The sequence below is a fragment of the Streptomyces sp. NPDC002092 genome, from assembly GCF_053593775.1.
This window is the reverse complement of the sequence record NZ_JBSFDG010000013.1, coordinates 141339-157474: the sequence shown is the minus strand read 5'-3', so window position 1 is coordinate 157474 and position 16136 is coordinate 141339. Positions and strand designations below refer to the sequence as shown.

The window sequence follows — 16136 nt, the reverse complement described above, 5'->3', positions numbered from 1 at the left end:
GGTCGTCGCTCGCGGAGCCTGGGGAAGGGCGGATGATCTGACGTGGACGTCACGATCCACAGAGTCGACGAACTGAGCACCTCGCTGCGTACGGCGTGGCATGCGGCGATGGACGAGTCCCCCGAGTACGCCAATCCTTTCCTGGCTCCGGAGTTCGCCCTCGGGATCGGCGGATACCGCGCCGGCACCCGGATCGCCGTCCTGCGTGAGGACGGGGCGCCGGTCGGCTTCTTCCCGTACGAACGCAACGCTTTCGGCGTCGGCCGGGCCGTCGGGCTCGGCCTCTCCGACTGCCAGGCGCTGGTGCACCGCCCCGGAGTCACCTGGGACGCCCAGGAGCTGCTGAGAGCCTGCGGGCTGTCCATCTTCGAGTTCGACCATCTCGTCGAGGAGCAGAAGCCGTTCGGCCGGCATGTCACGGGGATGTTCGCCTCCCCGGTCGTCGATCTGAAACCCGACGAGAGCGGTTATGGGCCATGGTTGCGCGGTGCCTACCCCGGGCTGGCCAAGACGACGCTGAAGAAGGAACGCCGTCTCGGGCGCGACGTGGGCGAGGTGCGCTTCGAGTTCGACGAGCGCGATCCGCGGATGCTGCGCCGGCTGATGCAGTGGAAGTCCGCCCAGTACCGCAGGACCGGCCGGATGGACCGCTTCTCGCGGCCATGGATCGTCGACCTGGTGGACCATCTCTTCGAGGTCCGCGAGGAGCACTTCACCGGTGTGCTGTCGGTGCTGTACGCGGGCGACCGGCCGGTGGCGGCGCACTTCGGGCCCCGGTCGCGCACCGTGCTGGCGGCCTGGTTCACCGCCTACGACCCCGACCTGCACTACTACTCGCCCGGCCTGATGATGCATCTGCGGACCGCCGAGGCGGCCGCCCGCAACGGGGTGACGCTGATGGACCTGGGGCGCGGTGACAAGGAGTACAAGGACTGGCTCAAGACCCGCGAGCTGCGCGTGGCGGAAGGATTCGCCAGCCGCCCCCACCCGGTCGCGGCGGCCCACCGGCTGTGGCGGAGACCGGTGCGGGGTCTGCGGAACACGGTCAATGCCCACCCCGAGCTGCGCGCACCCGCCGACCGGCTGCTGAAGACGGTCGGCACCCTGCGCACCTCGAGGCGGACGGACTCCGGCACCGCGGGGCCCCGCACACGCTGAGCGGACGCCGGCGTCAGCCCGCAGCGAAGTCCGGTCCGCCTGCCGGAGCAAGGGTGTAAGCATGTAATACACGCATGTATGCCCTTGGGCCGGCGGAAAGGTCGACTCGTGGCCGAGACATTTTCCGAGCCCGACCGCTCCCGTCAGGAGCAGGCCGCGCTCGACTCCTACTCGCAGATCGTCACCTCCGTCGCTGCCGAGCTCACTCCGAAGGTGGCCGCGCTGAACGTCGCGCACCGCCGCTCCAGAGGCCGATTCGTCATGGGGACCGGCTCCGCGGTGGTCTTCACCGACGACGGCTTCCTGCTCACCAACGCCCATGTCGTGGGGCACTCCGACGCCGGTACGGCGCACTTCGCCGACGGCACGACCACCCCCTTCCATGTCATCGGCGCCGACCCGCTCTCCGACCTCGCGGTGGTCCGGGCCGACGGGCCGACCCCGCCCCCGGCCCGGCTCGGCGAGGCCGACGCCCTACGGGTGGGGCAGTTGGTCGTCGCGGTCGGCAACCCCCTCGGACTGACCGGCAGCGTCACCACCGGCGTGGTGAGCGCGCTGGGCCGGTCACTGCCGGCGAGCGCGGGCCGGGCCACCCGCGTCATCGACGACGTCGTCCAGACCGACGCCACCCTCCACCCCGGCAGCTCGGGCGGGGCCCTCGCCACGGCCGACGGCAGCGTGGTCGGCATCAACACCGCCATCGCCGACGTCGGCCTGGGCCTCGCCGTCCCGGTGAACGGCACCAGCCGCCAGATCATCGCGACCCTCCTCTCCGACGGCAGAGTCCGCCGCGCCTACCTCGGCCTCGCCGGCATCCCCGCGCCGCTGCCGCCCCTGCTGCGGGCACGAACCGGCCGCCACACGGGCCTGCGGATCGTCGAGGTCGTGCCCGCGTCCCCCGCCGCCCGGGCCGGACTGCGGGACGGCGACCTGCTCATCACGGCCCACGGCGAACCGGTGACCAGCGCCCAGGCCCTGCAGCGCCTGATGCTGGAGGACGCGATAGGGCGCCCCCTCGCCCTCACCGCACTGCGCGGCGACGCCCTCGTGGACGTCATCGCCACACTGGTGGAACTGATCGCGGAGGACTGAGGGGCCGAGAATCCCGGTGGGCCGACCGATGATCCGCTGCCTCGCGGCGGCGCCGACGTTGGTACGGGGCTTGCGCCCGGCATCGCATCCGCTGTGGGCGGCGCGCACGTCGAGCGACTGGCGCAGTGGGCTTGCGGTGTGGTGAGGCGCGCGCCGCCCGGCGCGGACACGCCGTCCGGCGCAGGGATTGCCGGTCTGGGCCGGGTGTGCGGCGTTCGGCGCTTGGGCTGGTCGTCGGGTACGGGGGTTTGCGTGGCGGGGCTGTGGTGTGGGGGGCGTTCGCTGTCTGGCGTTGGTCGGCTGTGCGGGTGCGTGGGTTTTGCGGTTTGGGCCGGGTGCGCGGGGTTGGTCGTGGGGTAGGGGGGTGGCGGGGTTGTGGTGTGGAGGGGCGTGCGCTGCGTGGCACTGACCCGCCTTGTGGCGGTTTTGCGGTGATTGCCTGAGCTTGCGGCGCGGGGCGGGTTGCGCCGTCCAGCGCCGGCGCTCGTCCACGCATGGGCGTCTGCGACTCGGCGCCCGGACTTCGGGCCCGCCAAGGCGCCTGGCGCCCGCCATGGGTGCGTCGCCCCGTACTGGCCCCGCGGCCGGCGCTTGGGCTTGCGGCCCGACGGTGGGGCTGCCGGTCGGCACTCACGCTCGGCGCGCCACATGTGGGCTTGCGCGCGGTGGCCGATTTGCCGAAATGGCAACAGGCATCGACCGGATCGCCGCGCACCCGGCATGATCGTCGCCCGCGCCTTCGGTCACGCTCGCCCCGGGAGGGACCCATGCCGCAGACCCCCGCCGACCGCCCTCACCACCGCCTCGTGCCCTCACCCGCCGGCCGGATCCATCTGGTCGAGCAGGGCAGCGGGCCCCTGGTGCTGCTCGTGCACGGTTTTCCGGAGTTCTGGTACTCGTGGCGGCACCAGCTGCCGGCCCTGGCCGCCGCCGGTTACCGGGCCGTGGCCCTCGACGTCCGCGGTTACGGCCGTTCCTCCGAACCCGGGGACGTGGCCGCGTACCGCATGCTCGACCTGGTCACGGACAACGTTGCCGTCGTCGACGCCCTCGGCGAGCGGTCCGCGGTGATCGTCGGCCACGACTGGGGCGCGACCATCGCCGCCACCTCGGCTCTGCTGCGGCCCGATGTGTTCCGCGCGGTCGGGCTGCTGAGCGTGCCCTACACCCCGCCCGGCGGGCCCAGGCCCAGCGAGTTCTTCGCAGGAATCGGCGGCGAGGAGGAGTTCTACGTCTCCTACTTCCAGAGCCCCGGCCGGGCCGAGGCCGAGATCGAGCCCGACGTACGAGGCTGGCTCGCCGGTTTCTACGCTGCCCTGTCCGCCGACACCATGCCCGCGCCCGGCGCGCCCGACCCGCATTTCGTCGGCCGCGGCGGGACGCTGCGTGACAGGTTTCCGGCGGGCCGTCTGCCGCACTGGCTCGGTGAGACCGAACTCGACGCCTTCGCCGGGGAGTTCGAACGGACCGGCCTGACCGGGGCCCTGAACCGCTACCGGAACATGGACCGTGACTGGGAGGACCTGGCCGCCCACCACGGCGCCCCCGTCGCGCAGCCCTCGTTGTTCATGGGCGGAGCCCTCGATGCGTCCACCACCTGGCTGGCGGACGCGATCAAGGCGTACCCCACCACCCTTCCCGGTTTGACCTCCTCACATGTCCTCGACGGCTGCGGCCACTGGATCCAGCAGGAACGCCCCGAGGAGGTCAACCGGCTACTGATCGACTGGCTCGGCTCTCTCGATGCTCCGAACTCTCCTGGTGTCTGATGCGCGTCAGGGCTTGCCGGTCCAGGTGTGGGCCACGTCCACGATCACATGGCCGGCCGTCCGCAGTACGCGGAACGGCAGACGGGCCCGAACGCCGAGCCCGAGCTGGGTGTCGCCCTCGAAGCTGCCGGCGAACCGGGTGTCCCGGAAAGCGCGGTACCCGGTGAGGTCGACGCCCGGCAGGGGACGGCCCGCCCGGGCGGGATAGGTGGGTACCCCTGTGCCGGGGTCGTAGCTGGGCGCATGCACCCGCACCTCGAGGATGGCACCGCCGCCGACGGGTATGAGGCGCCCGGATCCGTCCTGGTACAGGTGGTTGACGTACCTGACGGAGTAGCCGAGGCTGCTCCGGCCCGCGCCGGGGATGTCGATGACCATCCGGTCGTAGCAGGTGTGGCGGCCGGTCCTGATGTTCTTGACCGGCTTCGTCGTGGATGCTGCGCGTGTCTTGGCCAGACTGCCCCAGCCGGTGGGGCAGGTGACGGTCTGGGCGGTGGCCGCCGGTGCGGCGTCGGCCGGAACCGCGGTCGCTCCCATCGCGGTGCCCAGGAGCATGAGCGTCGCCCATGCCGTTCTGCTGCGTATTGCTCTGCTTCGTCTCATCTCATCCCCCGAAGCATGGTTCGTACTGGTATTTGATGAGACATAGCGGGTGGCTGAAAGGTTGCGGCTTCTGGCTGACTATTTCCAGGATCCATCCAGGGGGCTCCGACAGCATCGACGCCCCGGGCAGCGGTCGCGGATGCCGTTGCGGAAGGGTTTGATCGTCGCAGTCAACAAGCGCGGCGAACGACTCTTGGCCCGCCCCGCTGCTGATTAGGGCGAGTGGTTCGAGCGCGGAGACGGCACGATGCTGCCGGTGGGATGGCTGGCTACTTCCTGCGACCTCGGCAGCCGCGAGTCGGCCACGCTCGTCCTGTTCCACTCCAGTCGGCGAGGTTGTCGGAGAAGTGGACGTCGATGACGCCTGTCACGCCCCGCGCGGCCGCATCCCGGCAGGCCTGGGTCACCCACTCGTCGAGGATCTCGTCGGGCACCTCGGGCAGCGCCTGCATGGCCTCGAAGCACTCGTGCACCACCCTCAGCCCAGGGCCTTGTCCAGGTTGAAGGCCGCGCTGATGAGGGCCAGATGCGTGAACGCCTGGGGGAAGTTGCCCTGTTGCTCGCCGGTGTGGCTGATCTCCTCGGCGTACAGGCCCAGATGGTTGGCGTAGGTGAGCATCTTCTCGAAGGCGAGGCGTGCCTCGTCGATGCGGCCGGCGTGGACCATGGCCTCGACGTACCAGAACGAGCAGATGGAGAACGTGCCTTCGTCGCCGCGCAGCCCGTCGGGGCTGGCCGTCGGGTCGTAGCGGTAGACGAGGGAGTCGGACACCAGGTCGTGGGTGAGCGCGTCGAGGGTGGACAGCCACTTGGGGTCGGTGGGTGCGATGAACTTCGTCAGCGGCATCATCAGGACGGCCGCGTCGAGTACGTCCTCGCCGTCCTCGTGCTGGACGAACGCCTGCCGGGTCTCGGACCAGCCCCGCTTCATGATCCGCCGGTAGATCGTGTCTCGGGACTCGCGCCAGCGGGGCAGGTCGGCGGGCAGACCGCGGCGGTTGGCCATGCGGATGGCCCGCTCGATGGCCACCCAGCACATCAAGCGGGAGTAGAGGAAGTTCTTGCGGCCGCCGCGGGTCTCCCAGATGCCCTCGTCGGGCTGGTCCCAGTGCCGGCACACCCATTCCACCAGCGTGCACACGTCGTCCCACTGGGCGCTGGATATGGGCTTGGCCCACTTGTCGTAGAGGTAGATCGAGTCGATCAGGGCGCCGTAGATGTCGAGCTGGAGCTGGTCGGCGGCCGCGTTGCCGATCCGCACCGGCGCGGAGCCCTGATGCCCTTCCAGGTGGTCGAGTTCGAGTTCGGCGAGGTCGGTGCGGCCGTCGATGCCGTACATGATCTGCAGGGGTGCGGAGGTGCCGTCGGCGCACGGACTGACGTGCCGGGTGAGGAACCTCATGAACGCCTCGGCCTCCTCGGTGAAGCCGAGCCGCAGCAGCGCGTAGACGGCGAAGGCGGCGTCACGCACCCATACGTACCGGTAGTCCCAGTTGCGTTCGCCGCCCAGCTGCTCGGGCAGACTCGTGGTCGGCGCGGCCACGATCGCGCCGGTGGGCGCGTAGGTGAGCAGCTTCAGGGTGAGCGCGGAGCGGTGCACCATCTCCCGCCAGCGGCCACGGTACTTGGACGCCGACAGCCACCGCCGCCAGTACGCCACCGTCGTGCCGAACTGCTCCTCCGCCTCCAGCTTCGCGCACCGGCGCGGGTCCACGTCGCCGCCGACCTGGTCCAGCGCGAACACCGCTGTCTCGCCCTCGGAGAGCTTGAAGTCGGCCCGCACGTCAGGCCCGTCCGCCTCCAGCGGCACCGTCGCCGTCAGCGCGAGCGACAGCTCCTCGGATGCGAACACCGCGACCTCGCCGACCAGGCGCACGGTGTGCGGCCGGGTGCCGTAGGCGAAGCGCGGGGCGACCCGCGTACGGAACGGGATGGAGCCGCGCACGCACACCACCCGCCGGATCAGCCGGTGCCGCTCGGTCTCGACTTTGCCGCCGTTGAGCGGCATGAAATCCTGCACCTCGCCGACGCCGTCCTCGGTGAAGAACCGGGTGATCAGCACGTTGGTGTCGGGGAAGTAGAACTGCTTGGTCTTCGCCGGCACGGACGCCGCCAGCTCGAAGGAGCCGCCGCGGTCCGCGTCCAGGATCGCCGCGAAGACGCTCGGCGCATCGAAGGCCGGGCAGCAGTACCAGTCGATGGTGCCGTCGGTGCCCACGAGGGCCACGCTGCGCAGATCGCCGATCAGACCGTGCTCGGCGATCGGCAGATAGCGGGGAGCGGCCCCCGGGACGCCCTGGTCGATCGCTCCTGAGCCCATCACAGCCTCCCTGCCCCGACCCGCATCCGCGCTCCCAGCCTAGGCCGAATCAACCAGCCGGGCGTCTGGATCGCGGATGCGGGGCGCGCTGTCGGGAGTCAGACCCTGACGACCGTGATCCCCGCCTCCTCGAAGCGACGCACCGGGTCCTCGCTCGCCGCGGTGTCCGTGACCAGGGTGTCCACCGAGTCGGCCGTACAGATCGGGGCCAACGCCCGTCGGCTCAGCTCGCCGGGGTCGGCGGCGACGACCACCCGCTTGGCGCGCCCGCACAGCAGCAGGCGACGACACCCAGCGCGGGCACATCACATGGTGATCTGGCCGAGCACGCCGTCCCGCGAGCGGCCCGGTGAGCTCGTACGACGCCCCCTACGCGACCGGCTCGGCGGCCGCCTCCCCGACTTCCAGCCGGCCGCGCTCGACGAGCAGTTCCAGCAGCGCCTGTCGGCGGGTGTCCCGGGACATGGCCACCCTCCGTGCCTCGATCCCGGCGACCCTAGGCACCCGCATGCGTTCGAATGCTTGATTTTGCTCGAAAGCTCGCTATATCTTGCAAGAACAATCACACCTGCCATCACGTCAGGATCGGACCAGGGGAGGGCCCGGCATGACCCATGTCGAGGACGAGCTGACCAGCCAGCCCGAGTGCTGGATACGGGCCGCGTCGGAGGCGGACGGGCACCGTGGGGTGCTCCCGGAGCCCGGGGAGCGGGTCGCGATCGTCGGGTGCGGCACCTCGTACTTCATGGCGCAGGCGGCCGCCGCACTGCGCGAGGGCGCGGGACAGGGCGAGACGGACGCCTTCGCCGCCTCCGAGTTCCCTCACGGCCGCTCGTACGACCGCGTCGTGGCCCTCACCCGTTCCGGCACCACCACTGAAGTCCTCGATCTGCTCGGCCGGTTGAAGGGACGCACCCGGACCACGGCGATCACCGCCGACCCGGACACGCCGGTCGTGGCGGCCGCCGACGACCTCGTCGTGCTCGACTACGCGGACGAACGCTCCGTTGTGCAGACACGGTTCGCGACGACCGCACTGACTCTGCTCCGCGCCCATCTGGGCCTGCACACCGACGCCGCCGTCGCCGACGCCCGCACCGCCCTCGCGACCCCGCTGCCCGACGGGCTCGTCGCCTGCACGCAGTTCACCTTCCTGGGCCGGGGCTGGACGGTGGGCCTGGCGAACGAGGCCGGGCTGAAGATGCGCGAGGCCTCACTCGCCTGGACCGAGGCCTACCCGGCGATGGAGTACCGGCACGGCCCCATCAGCATCACCACCCACTCCACGGCCACCTGGATGCTCGGCGAAGCCCCCGAGGGCCTGGCCGAGCAGGTGCGCGCCACCGGCGGGCTGTGGATCGCGGGCGGCCTCGACCCGCTCGCCGAACTGGTACGCGCCCAGCGCCTCGCCGTCGCCGTCGCCGCGGTCCGCGGCCTCGACCCGGACCAGCCGCGCCACCTCACACGCTCGGTGATCCTCGCGCCCTGACCGCCCCGAAAAGCCCGAAGGAGAAGCCGTGCCGCTCGTCACCACCGGCGAACTGGTCACCCGGGCCGCCGCCGGGCGCTCCGCCGTCGCCGCCTTCAACATCATCACCCTCGAACACGTCGAGGCCGTCATCGCCGGCGCCGAGTCCGCCGAGGCCCCCGTCGTACTCCAGGTCAGCGAGAACGCCGTCAAGTTCCGCTACGGACGGCTGCTCCCGCTCGCCCGCGCGGCCGCCGTCGCCGCCGAACGCGCCTCGGTACCGGTCGCGCTGCACCTCGACCACGTCCAGAGCGACGACCTGCTGCGCCAGGCGGCGGACGCCGGATTCAGCTCCGTGATGTACGACGCGGCCCGCCTGCCCTACGAGCAGAACCTTGCCGCGACCAGAGCCGCCGTCGACTGGGCGCACGCCCAAGGCCTCTGGATCGAGGCCGAGTTGGGGCAGGTCGGCGGCAAGCCGGGGCCGGGCGGGTGGGGGAAGTCTGCTGGGCCCCCGCTGGACGCCCACGCGCCCGGCGCCCGCACCGACCCCGCCGAGGCACGCGCCTTCGTCGCCGACTCCGGCGTGAACGCCCTCGCCGTCGCCATCGGCAGCACCCACGCCATGACCACCCGCACCGCAACCCTCGACCACGACCTCCTCAAACGCCTGTCGGCAGCCCTGGACGTGCCCCTCGTCCTGCACGGCTCCTCGGGCGTGCCGGACCACGAACTCGCCGCGGCGGTCGCGGGCGGCATCGCCAAGGTGAACGTCGGCACGGCCCTCAACATCGCCATGACGGGCGCGATCCGCGACTTCCTCGCCGCCCACCCCGAGGCGGTCGACTCACGCAAGTACCTGAGCGTGGGGAGGGAGGCGATGGTGCGGGCGGTGACCGGGATCATCCGGACCGTGGGCCGGCCCGCCGCCTGATCACTTCCTGACGGCCTTCAGCACCACGAACTTCGGGTCACTGGCGACCAGTTGGCTGTTGCCGAACACCTGGCGCAGCTTCACGTGGTAGCCCAGGTGCCGGTTGCCGACCACCCACATCTCACCGCCGGGACGCAGCACGCGCCGCGCCCCGGTGAACATCCGCCACGCCGTCGCGTCGGTCGTCGCCTGGTGCGAGTGGAACGGCGGATTGCTCAGCACGAGGTCGACACTCCCGTCCGGCAGCCCCGCCAGCCCGTCCCCGACCCGGAACTCCGCGTGCCCGGGCACCCCGTTCGCCTTGTACGTCGCCTCCGCCGAGGCCACCGCCTGGAACGACTCGTCCACGAACAGCACCTCGGCCGACGGCTCGGCCACCGCCACCGCCGTACCGACCACTCCGTTGCCGCAGCCCAGGTCCACGATCCGCCGGCCGCCCAGCGCGGCCGGCAGGTGTTGCAGGAAGAAGCGGGTGCCGATGTCGAGGCGGTCGGCGCAGAAGACGCCGGCGTGGTTGACCACGGTGCGCCCCGAGACCGGGCCGATGCCCTCGGGCAGCGCGTAGCTGTACGGCCACGGGTTCGCGGGCCGCTCCAGTTCGGTGTCGGGCGTGCAGAAGATCAGCCGGGCCTTCCGCTCGGCCAGCGAGGTGCGGGTCGGGCCCAGGATCCGCTCGAACAGCTGCAGCGTCGAGGTGTGGATCTCCTTGACCATCCCGGTGCCGACGACGACCGTCCCCTCGTGCACCGCGGGCGCCAGCCGCAGCAACTGGTCCTCCAGCAGCGCAAGGCTCTTGGGCACCCTGACCAGGAGCACGTCGACACGCCCGGGCGGCGGATCCTGCGTGGTCAACAGCCGTACGGCACCGGTCTCGACGCCGGCCCGGGCCAGGTTCGCGCGGGTCGCCTCCTGCGCCAGGAACGAGTCGGTGATCTGCACGGGCCGGTGCGCCGCGAGTGCGGTCGCCAGCGCGCCCCAGCGGTCGCCGAGGACCACGACCGTGCCGGACAGCGGGACCTTCTCGGCTGCGAGGTGCCTGAGCAGGTACTCGTCGGAGGCGTCCCAGGCACGCAGCCTCTCGCGCGGGTCCTCGGGGAAACGGGCCAGCGCGAGCTCGCCCCACGGCGTCGTCATACGGTCGTTCATCGTGCGTCAAGGCTAGCCGAGCCGCAGCTCACGGCCGGTGGGGGGAGGATGGGCGGCATGGATGCCGAGCTGTTCCCACGGGAGCGCACTAAGGTCGCGCCCGGCGCGGTGCACGTGCCCGGCTGGCTGGCCGCGGACGCCCAGCGCCGGCTGCTGGACGCCTGTCGTGAGTGGGCGCGCCCACCGGCCGGCCTGCGCACGGTGCGCACGCCCGGCGGCGGCACGATGACCGCCCGGCAGGTCTGCCTCGGCCGGCACTGGTACCCGTACGGCTACGCCCGCACCGTGGTCGACGGCGACGGAGCTCCGGTGAAGCCGTTCCCGGGATGGCTGGGCGAACTCGGCCGACGGGCGGTGCTGGAGACACTCGGCGAGCCGGCGGCGCCGTACGACATCGCACTGATCAACTTCTACGACGCCGAAGCCCGCATGGGCATGCACCGCGACAGCGACGAGAAGTCGGACGCACCGGTGGTCTCCCTGAGCCTGGGCGACACCTGCGTCTTCCGCTTCGGCAACACCGAGACCCGCACGAAGCCCTACACGGATGTCGAACTGCGCAGCGGCGACCTGTTCGTGTTCGGCGGACCGTCCCGGCTCGCCTACCACGGGGTGCCGCGTGTGTACGGGGGCACCGCGCCCCCGGAGTTGGGGCTGGCAGGACGGCTGAACATCACGCTCCGGGTCAGCGGCCTGTAGCCCGCTGTAACTGCGGATCATGGGAGACTCGCCCTCATGAGCGGCAAGGCGGACCCCCGGCCGACGGGGGAAGGGACCACCTCGAGGGCGCGGTTGGACCGGGGGCGCGGTGCGCTCGGGCCCGCGTTGGAGCTCGTGCACACCGGGCGCGCGCCCACGAGGGCGGTGCTCACTGCCGAGCTCGGCGTCACCCGGGCCACTGCCGGAGCGGTCGCCGCCGAACTGGAGGCCCTCGGGCTGATCCGGGTCGACGCCCGGCCCGGCGCGGCGGCCGGCTCGCAGGGCAGGCCCTCGCACCGGCTCGCCGTCGCCGAGGACGGCCCCGTCGTCCTCGCCGCGCAGGTGCACGCCGACGGGTTCCGGGCGGCGCTGGTGGGTCTCGGGAGCCGCATCGTCGCCACCGCACCCGGCAGCGAGACCGTCGACGCCGACCCGGCGAAGGTCCTCGGCTCCGTCGTGGAGGCGGGCGCCGAGCTGCTGCGCTCGACGGGGCGGCGCTGCGTGGGCGCCGGACTCGCCGTACCCTCCGCGGTCGCCGAACCCGACGGCCTCGCTCTCAACCCCCTGCACCTGGCGTGGCCCGCCGGTGCGCCCGTCCGCCGTATCTTCGCGGAGTGCGTGCGCGCCGCCGGTATCACCGGGCCCGCCTTCGCCGGCAACGACGTCAACCTCGCCGCCCTCGCCGAGCACCGGCACGGCGCGGGCCGCGGCGCCCGGGACCTGCTGTGCGTGGCCACCGGCCACCGGGGCGTGGGCGGTGCGCTGGTCCTGGACGGCCGCCTGCACACGGGCAGTTCGGGGCTGGCCCTGGAGGTCGGCCACCTCACCGTCAACCCCGAGGGCCGACCCTGCCACTGCGGCAGCCGCGGCTGCCTCGACGTCGAGGCCGACCCGCTGGCCCTGCTCACCGCCGCGGGCCGCGAGCCCGGTCCCGAGGTCAACCTCCTCCGGCAGGCCAACGACCTGATCCGCCACCACTCCGACGACCCCGCCATCCGCACCGCCACCGAGGCCCTCATCGACCGCCTCGGCCTCGGCCTCGCGGGCCTGGTCAACATCCTCAACCCCGACCGCATCATCCTCGGCGGCCTCCACCGCACCCTCCTCGACGCCGACCCCGAGCGCCTGCGCGCCGTCGTCGCCGACCGCAGCCTGTGGGGCCAGAGCGGCGGCGTCCCCATCCTCGCCTGCACCCTCGACCACAACAGCCTGGTCGGCGCCGCCGAGTTGGCGTGGCAGCCGGTACTGGACGACCCGCTGGAGGCGCTCACCCGGTGAGACCGCCGACGCCCTTGGTCAGCTCGTCCGCCAACGGCTCCGGCACATGCGGTGGGCAGGGCAACGGCGCGGGGACGACGGCGAGTTCGGCACCCTCCGCGGCGAACTCGGCAGCCGCGCGGCGGTCTGTGCCGGATCACCGTCGAACCGCACCTGCGCGGAGAGCCGGATCTGCGACGGATCGCGTCCGACGTGGCTGCACAGCCAGTGCCCCGACAGGCAACGTTTGCCAGCGCGAACTGCTCGGTCTGCCGCCTATCAGCGACTGCGGAACTTCGCCTGCCTCATTCCGCCACAGCAGTCCAAAGTGCTGGTCTACCTGAAGGCAGATCCGGCGGAGGTGGACCTTGCGCCCGGCTTCACCCGGGCCGTGACGGGGCTCGGCCACCACGGTACGGGTGACCTGGAAGTGCAGCTGCGCACCGAGCGGGACTTGGAGCGTGCCCAGGACCTACCGTGTGGCCGCGTGCTCATTCCTCCGCTGGTACGGCCATGGCCGCACCGTATTCAATGCGCTGCTGCCGGATGCAATGCGCTGCTGCCTGTCGGCTTCGGTGATCTCTGGATGGGCCGGGGCGCTCTCGAGTGCGTGCCCCAGCTGGATCAGATGGTGCTCCCCGTGGTCGCCGATACCGGGTTCGGGATCATCGGCGTGGCAGAGCAGGCGCCTCCGCACCCAGCCGTCGTCGACGGCCGGCAGCAGTAGGAGGACCTTCAGCCCTGCCGACGCCCGGCGGCACGCAGCAGCCGTCCGCCGGTGGGCGGAACGTTCCGTCCCCACGGCCGTCGTCATCGGTGGCCTGACCGGCCACCTGCCGGGGACCATCGGCCCCTCACCCGGAGGCCGCCGGGCGCCCACTCTCGAAGGACAACCACCTGTTCCGAAACCCGTGCGGGAGGAGGGCACCATGCCATCCGTGCCTCTCGACGCCGAGACCCTGGAAGCCTGCGTGGCGGCAGCGGTGGCCGCGCCGTCGTTCTTCAACACGCAGCCCTGGCGTTTCGGGCTGGACCCCGACACCGTCGCCTTCGAAGTGCGCGCGGACCCGCAGCGCAGCCTGCGGCATGCCGATCCGGCCGGCCGTGCGCTGCATCTGTCGGTGGGTGCCTCCGTCTTCAATCTCCGCGTCGCGGTGTCCCACTTCGGCTGGTCACCCGTCGTGCGGCTGCTGCCCCGCCCCGACGAGCCCGACCTGCTCGCCGTCGTCCGGCCCACCGGAGCCAAGGGCGGGCACGGCACGGAACACCGCGGCGACCTCTACCCCGCGATCTGGCGCAGGCACAGCAGTCGCTTCCCGTTCGCCGACAGGCCCCTGCCGCTGCAGGCACGCGCCGAACTCGCCGAGGCCGCCCACGCCGAAGGCGCCTCACTGATCTTTCCCGAGGCCGCCGAGACCGTCCGGCTGCTGCGGGTGACCGCAGAGGCCGAGCAGCGCAACCGTGCCGACCCGGAGCGCGGTACGGAGAGCCGCCGCTGGGTGCACCGGGACCCGGACAGCCCGATCGACGTCGGCCTTCCGCAGACCGCCCTCGGCCCGCAGGACACCCGCGAGCGCATCCCCATGCGGGACTTCACCGCCGCACGCCACCCCGTGCGGCTGCCCGCCCAGGATTTCGAGACCACCCCGGCCATCGCCCTGCTCAGGACCGAGCACGACCGTCGTACGGACTGGCTGCGCGCAGGAGAGGCACTCGAACACGTCCTGCTGGTGGCCACCGCCCTGGGGCTGCGTACGTCGCTGCTGCACCAGCCGATGGAATGGCCCGACCTGCGCCGCTTCCTCAGCCCCGAGCCGCACCACACCGGTCACGCACAGATGCTGATCCGGCTCGGCTACGGCGCAGAGGGCCCCGCCACCCCGCGACGCGCCCCGCAAGCGGTGCTGGACAAGCAGCTACCGGCCCGGTGAGCCGGTTTTCGTCAGCGGGCGGCTGCGGTCAGCGTTCCATGCCTCCGTTGCCGCGTGCGAAGGCCAGTCGGCGCACGGCCCGCCAGTCCGCCCGCGGTTTCGCCTGGGGCACGTCCTCGGAGCGGCAGCACCTCCTGGGCCGGTTCCACGTGGTCGACATGGCGCGCAAGGTGGTCGGAGTGGGCAGCGTCGGCACCCGCTGCTGGATCATTCTGCTGCTGGGCCGTGACGGCGAGGATCCGCTGCTGCTGCAGGCCAAGGAGGCGGGCAACTCGGTACTCGCCCCCTACAGCGGCGCGAGACCGTACGAGAACCAGGGCGAGCGGGTGGTGGCCGGGCAGCGACTGATGCAGGCCGCCAGCGACATCTTCCTCGGCTGGAAGCACATGACGGGGATCGACGGTCGCGAACGCGACTTCTATGTACGGCAGTTGCGGGACTGGAAAGGCATCGCACAGCCCGAGACCATGGATCCTGCGACCCTGGCGCTCTTCGGCCGTTTGTGCGGCGCCTCGCTGGCACGCGCCCATGCACGGTCCGGCGATCCGATCGCCATCGGCGCCTATCTCGGTCGCGGCGACAGCTTCGACCGGGCGCTGGCTCAGTTCGCGCGGGCCTACGCCGATCAGAACGAGCGCGATGACCGGGCACTGGCCGATGCCGTGGCCGCCGGACACGTGACGGCGAGGACCGACCTCACCTCGTAGGACCGGGCCCGGCGGACAGCGCCGGGCTCTCCGGCTCCGGCGTCCTCCCGCAGCTCACGCCCGGCAGCCGCGCCCGTGCGCCGGAACCAGGCGCCGTACCGCCCGGCAAGAGCCGAGGCCGACACACCGTGCAGCAGGATGCTGAGCCCAACGGTTGCGGCGACCACCCGCCCCATCGTTTCCGTCCCCGGCACGTGCTCCTCCAGTACGAGCAGCCCCAGCACGACAGAGGCCAGACCGCGCGGCCCGAACCAACCGATGTACGCGACCGTCGGCGGCCGCAGTCCGCTGCCGAGCAACGACACGGCCACGGGCAGCATGCGCACCACGGTCAGGCTGAGCACGGCATAGAGCACGATTTTCCAGGTCAGGTGCTGCAGCGTAGGTCCCAGCAGCACAGCGCCGAAGACCATCAGGCTGACCGATGCCAGCAGGCCGCCCAGATTCTCCGCGAACTCGGACGTGTCGTCTTCGCTCTCCGGCTCGGTGCCGGTGCTCTCGGTGCCGGGGCTGACGGGGGAGCGCCGAAGGGCGTATCCGAAGGCGAACCCGGCCACCCAGGCGGCGCGGGCGGCTTCCAGCAGGGCCGTCAGCAGCGCGGCCTTGTGTTCGAGGCCGACGATGTCGAGGACGGCGGGACCGGGGACGCGTCGGCGCTGAAGGCGTACGGCGAGCGGGAGAACACCCGGCTCGATCACGTCCGTGAGCTGCGGCGGGTCATGGAGTATACGGAGTTCGCCGAGGTGGAGGCGGAGCTGCGGGCGTGGGTGGATGCGCGGGCCTGGACCACCGGGGAGGGTCCGAAGGCGCTGTTCGACGCGGCGGCGGGGTGGCTGCGTGAGCGGCGGGTGCTGCTGCCCGGGGTGACGACGCTGGCCCCCTGGTGGCCGCGGTGAGGGAGGCGGCGAACCAGCGGCTGTGGGACACCCTCCACGGGCTGCTGAGCACTGGTCAACGTGCGGTGCTGGACTCCCTGCTGATGGTGCCGCCGGGCGCCCGGGTGTCGGAGCTGGCCCGCCTCTCGCCGTTCGTCAGGCATCACATCAACATGC

General features: G+C 71.9%; 13 protein-coding genes and 4 pseudogenes. 11 read left to right on the top strand and 6 right to left on the bottom strand.

From position 1 onward, the window contains the following. Positions 1–42: 42 nt before the first annotated feature. The 3 genes from ACWCRD_RS28910 to ACWCRD_RS28900 all read left to right on the top strand — a co-directional run bounded on the left by ACWCRD_RS28910 (position 43) and on the right by ACWCRD_RS28900 (position 4019). Positions 43–1158, top strand: a complete 1116-nt coding sequence (locus tag ACWCRD_RS28910) for a GNAT family N-acetyltransferase (protein ID WP_450968691.1) — start codon at positions 43–45, stop codon at positions 1156–1158. Positions 1159–1266: 108 nt separating this feature from the next. Further along, positions 1267–2250: a S1C family serine protease gene (locus tag ACWCRD_RS28905; protein ID WP_450968690.1), complete on the top strand. Its 984-nt coding sequence runs from the start codon at positions 1267–1269 to the stop codon at positions 2248–2250. Positions 2251–3017: 767 nt separating this feature from the next. Continuing rightward, on the top strand, positions 3018–4019 hold the full coding sequence (locus tag ACWCRD_RS28900; RefSeq protein ID WP_450968689.1) for an alpha/beta fold hydrolase: 1002 nt from the start codon (positions 3018–3020) through the stop codon (positions 4017–4019). Between the two features lie 6 nt (positions 4020–4025). On the opposite strand, the gene ACWCRD_RS28895 is transcribed toward ACWCRD_RS28900, so the two are convergent. The 4 genes and pseudogenes from ACWCRD_RS28895 to ACWCRD_RS28880 all read right to left on the bottom strand — a co-directional run. Next, positions 4026–4574 (bottom strand): AMIN-like domain-containing (lipo)protein, encoded by a 549-nt coding sequence (locus ACWCRD_RS28895; protein WP_450968822.1) that lies wholly within the window; start codon positions 4572–4574, stop codon positions 4026–4028. 317 nt (positions 4575–4891) lie between these two features. Then, positions 4892–5095, bottom strand: coding sequence for a hypothetical protein (locus tag ACWCRD_RS28890; RefSeq protein ID WP_450968688.1), 204 nt, complete (start codon positions 5093–5095; stop codon positions 4892–4894). Between the two features lie 5 nt (positions 5096–5100). Next, positions 5101–6942, bottom strand: coding sequence for a glycoside hydrolase family 15 protein (locus ACWCRD_RS28885; protein WP_450968687.1), 1842 nt, complete (start codon positions 6940–6942; stop codon positions 5101–5103). Positions 6943–7040: 98 nt separating this feature from the next. Further along, positions 7041–7305, bottom strand: a pseudogene (locus tag ACWCRD_RS28880) (alkaline phosphatase); the annotation flags it as partial. A gap of 244 nt (positions 7306–7549) precedes the next feature. Between ACWCRD_RS28880 and ACWCRD_RS28875 the strand changes: the two are divergent. Together ACWCRD_RS28875 and ACWCRD_RS28870 are read left to right on the top strand one after the other, a co-directional pair. Continuing rightward, positions 7550–8431, top strand: coding sequence for an SIS domain-containing protein (locus tag ACWCRD_RS28875; RefSeq protein ID WP_450968686.1), 882 nt, complete (start codon positions 7550–7552; stop codon positions 8429–8431). A 28-nt stretch (positions 8432–8459) separates the two neighbouring features. Then, positions 8460–9344 (top strand): class II fructose-bisphosphate aldolase, encoded by an 885-nt coding sequence (locus ACWCRD_RS28870; RefSeq protein WP_450968685.1) that lies wholly within the window; start codon positions 8460–8462, stop codon positions 9342–9344. Here ACWCRD_RS28870 and ACWCRD_RS28865 read toward each other — a convergent pair whose 3' ends face one another. Next, positions 9345–10478 carry a methyltransferase gene (locus ACWCRD_RS28865; protein WP_450968821.1) on the bottom strand — a complete coding sequence of 378 codons (1134 nt, stop codon included), beginning with the start codon at positions 10476–10478 and terminating at the stop codon, positions 9345–9347. A gap of 69 nt (positions 10479–10547) precedes the next feature. Between ACWCRD_RS28865 and ACWCRD_RS28860 the strand changes: the two genes are divergently transcribed. From ACWCRD_RS28860 to ACWCRD_RS28840, 5 genes and pseudogenes are all read left to right on the top strand, one after another. Beyond that, positions 10548–11189, top strand: coding sequence for an alpha-ketoglutarate-dependent dioxygenase AlkB family protein (locus ACWCRD_RS28860; protein ID WP_450968684.1), 642 nt, complete (start codon positions 10548–10550; stop codon positions 11187–11189). Between the two features lie 36 nt (positions 11190–11225). Beyond that, entirely contained in the window at positions 11226–12467 is a 1242-nt protein-coding gene (locus ACWCRD_RS28855; protein WP_450968683.1) for an ROK family protein, read from the top strand. 253 nt (positions 12468–12720) lie between these two features. Then, positions 12721–12921, top strand: a pseudogene (locus ACWCRD_RS28850) (transporter); the annotation flags it as partial. A 454-nt stretch (positions 12922–13375) separates the two neighbouring features. Then, complete coding sequence (locus ACWCRD_RS28845; protein ID WP_450968682.1) at positions 13376–14377, top strand: Acg family FMN-binding oxidoreductase; 1002 nt, start codon at positions 13376–13378, stop codon at positions 14375–14377. Positions 14378–14490: 113 nt separating this feature from the next. Then, positions 14491–15084: pseudogene (locus ACWCRD_RS28840) on the top strand (DUF2252 family protein); the annotation flags it as partial. Here ACWCRD_RS28840 and ACWCRD_RS28835 read toward each other — a convergent pair. Continuing rightward, positions 15003–15641: a cation:proton antiporter domain-containing protein gene (locus ACWCRD_RS28835; RefSeq protein ID WP_450968681.1), complete on the bottom strand. Its 639-nt coding sequence runs from the start codon at positions 15639–15641 to the stop codon at positions 15003–15005. The pseudogene ACWCRD_RS28840 and the gene ACWCRD_RS28835 overlap by 82 nt on opposite strands. Positions 15642–15728: 87 nt before the next feature. On the opposite strand from ACWCRD_RS28835, the pseudogene ACWCRD_RS28830 reads away from it, so the two are divergent. After that, positions 15729–16105 (top strand): annotated as a pseudogene (locus ACWCRD_RS28830) (DUF4158 domain-containing protein); the annotation flags it as partial. Positions 16106–16136: the final 31 nt, after the last annotated feature.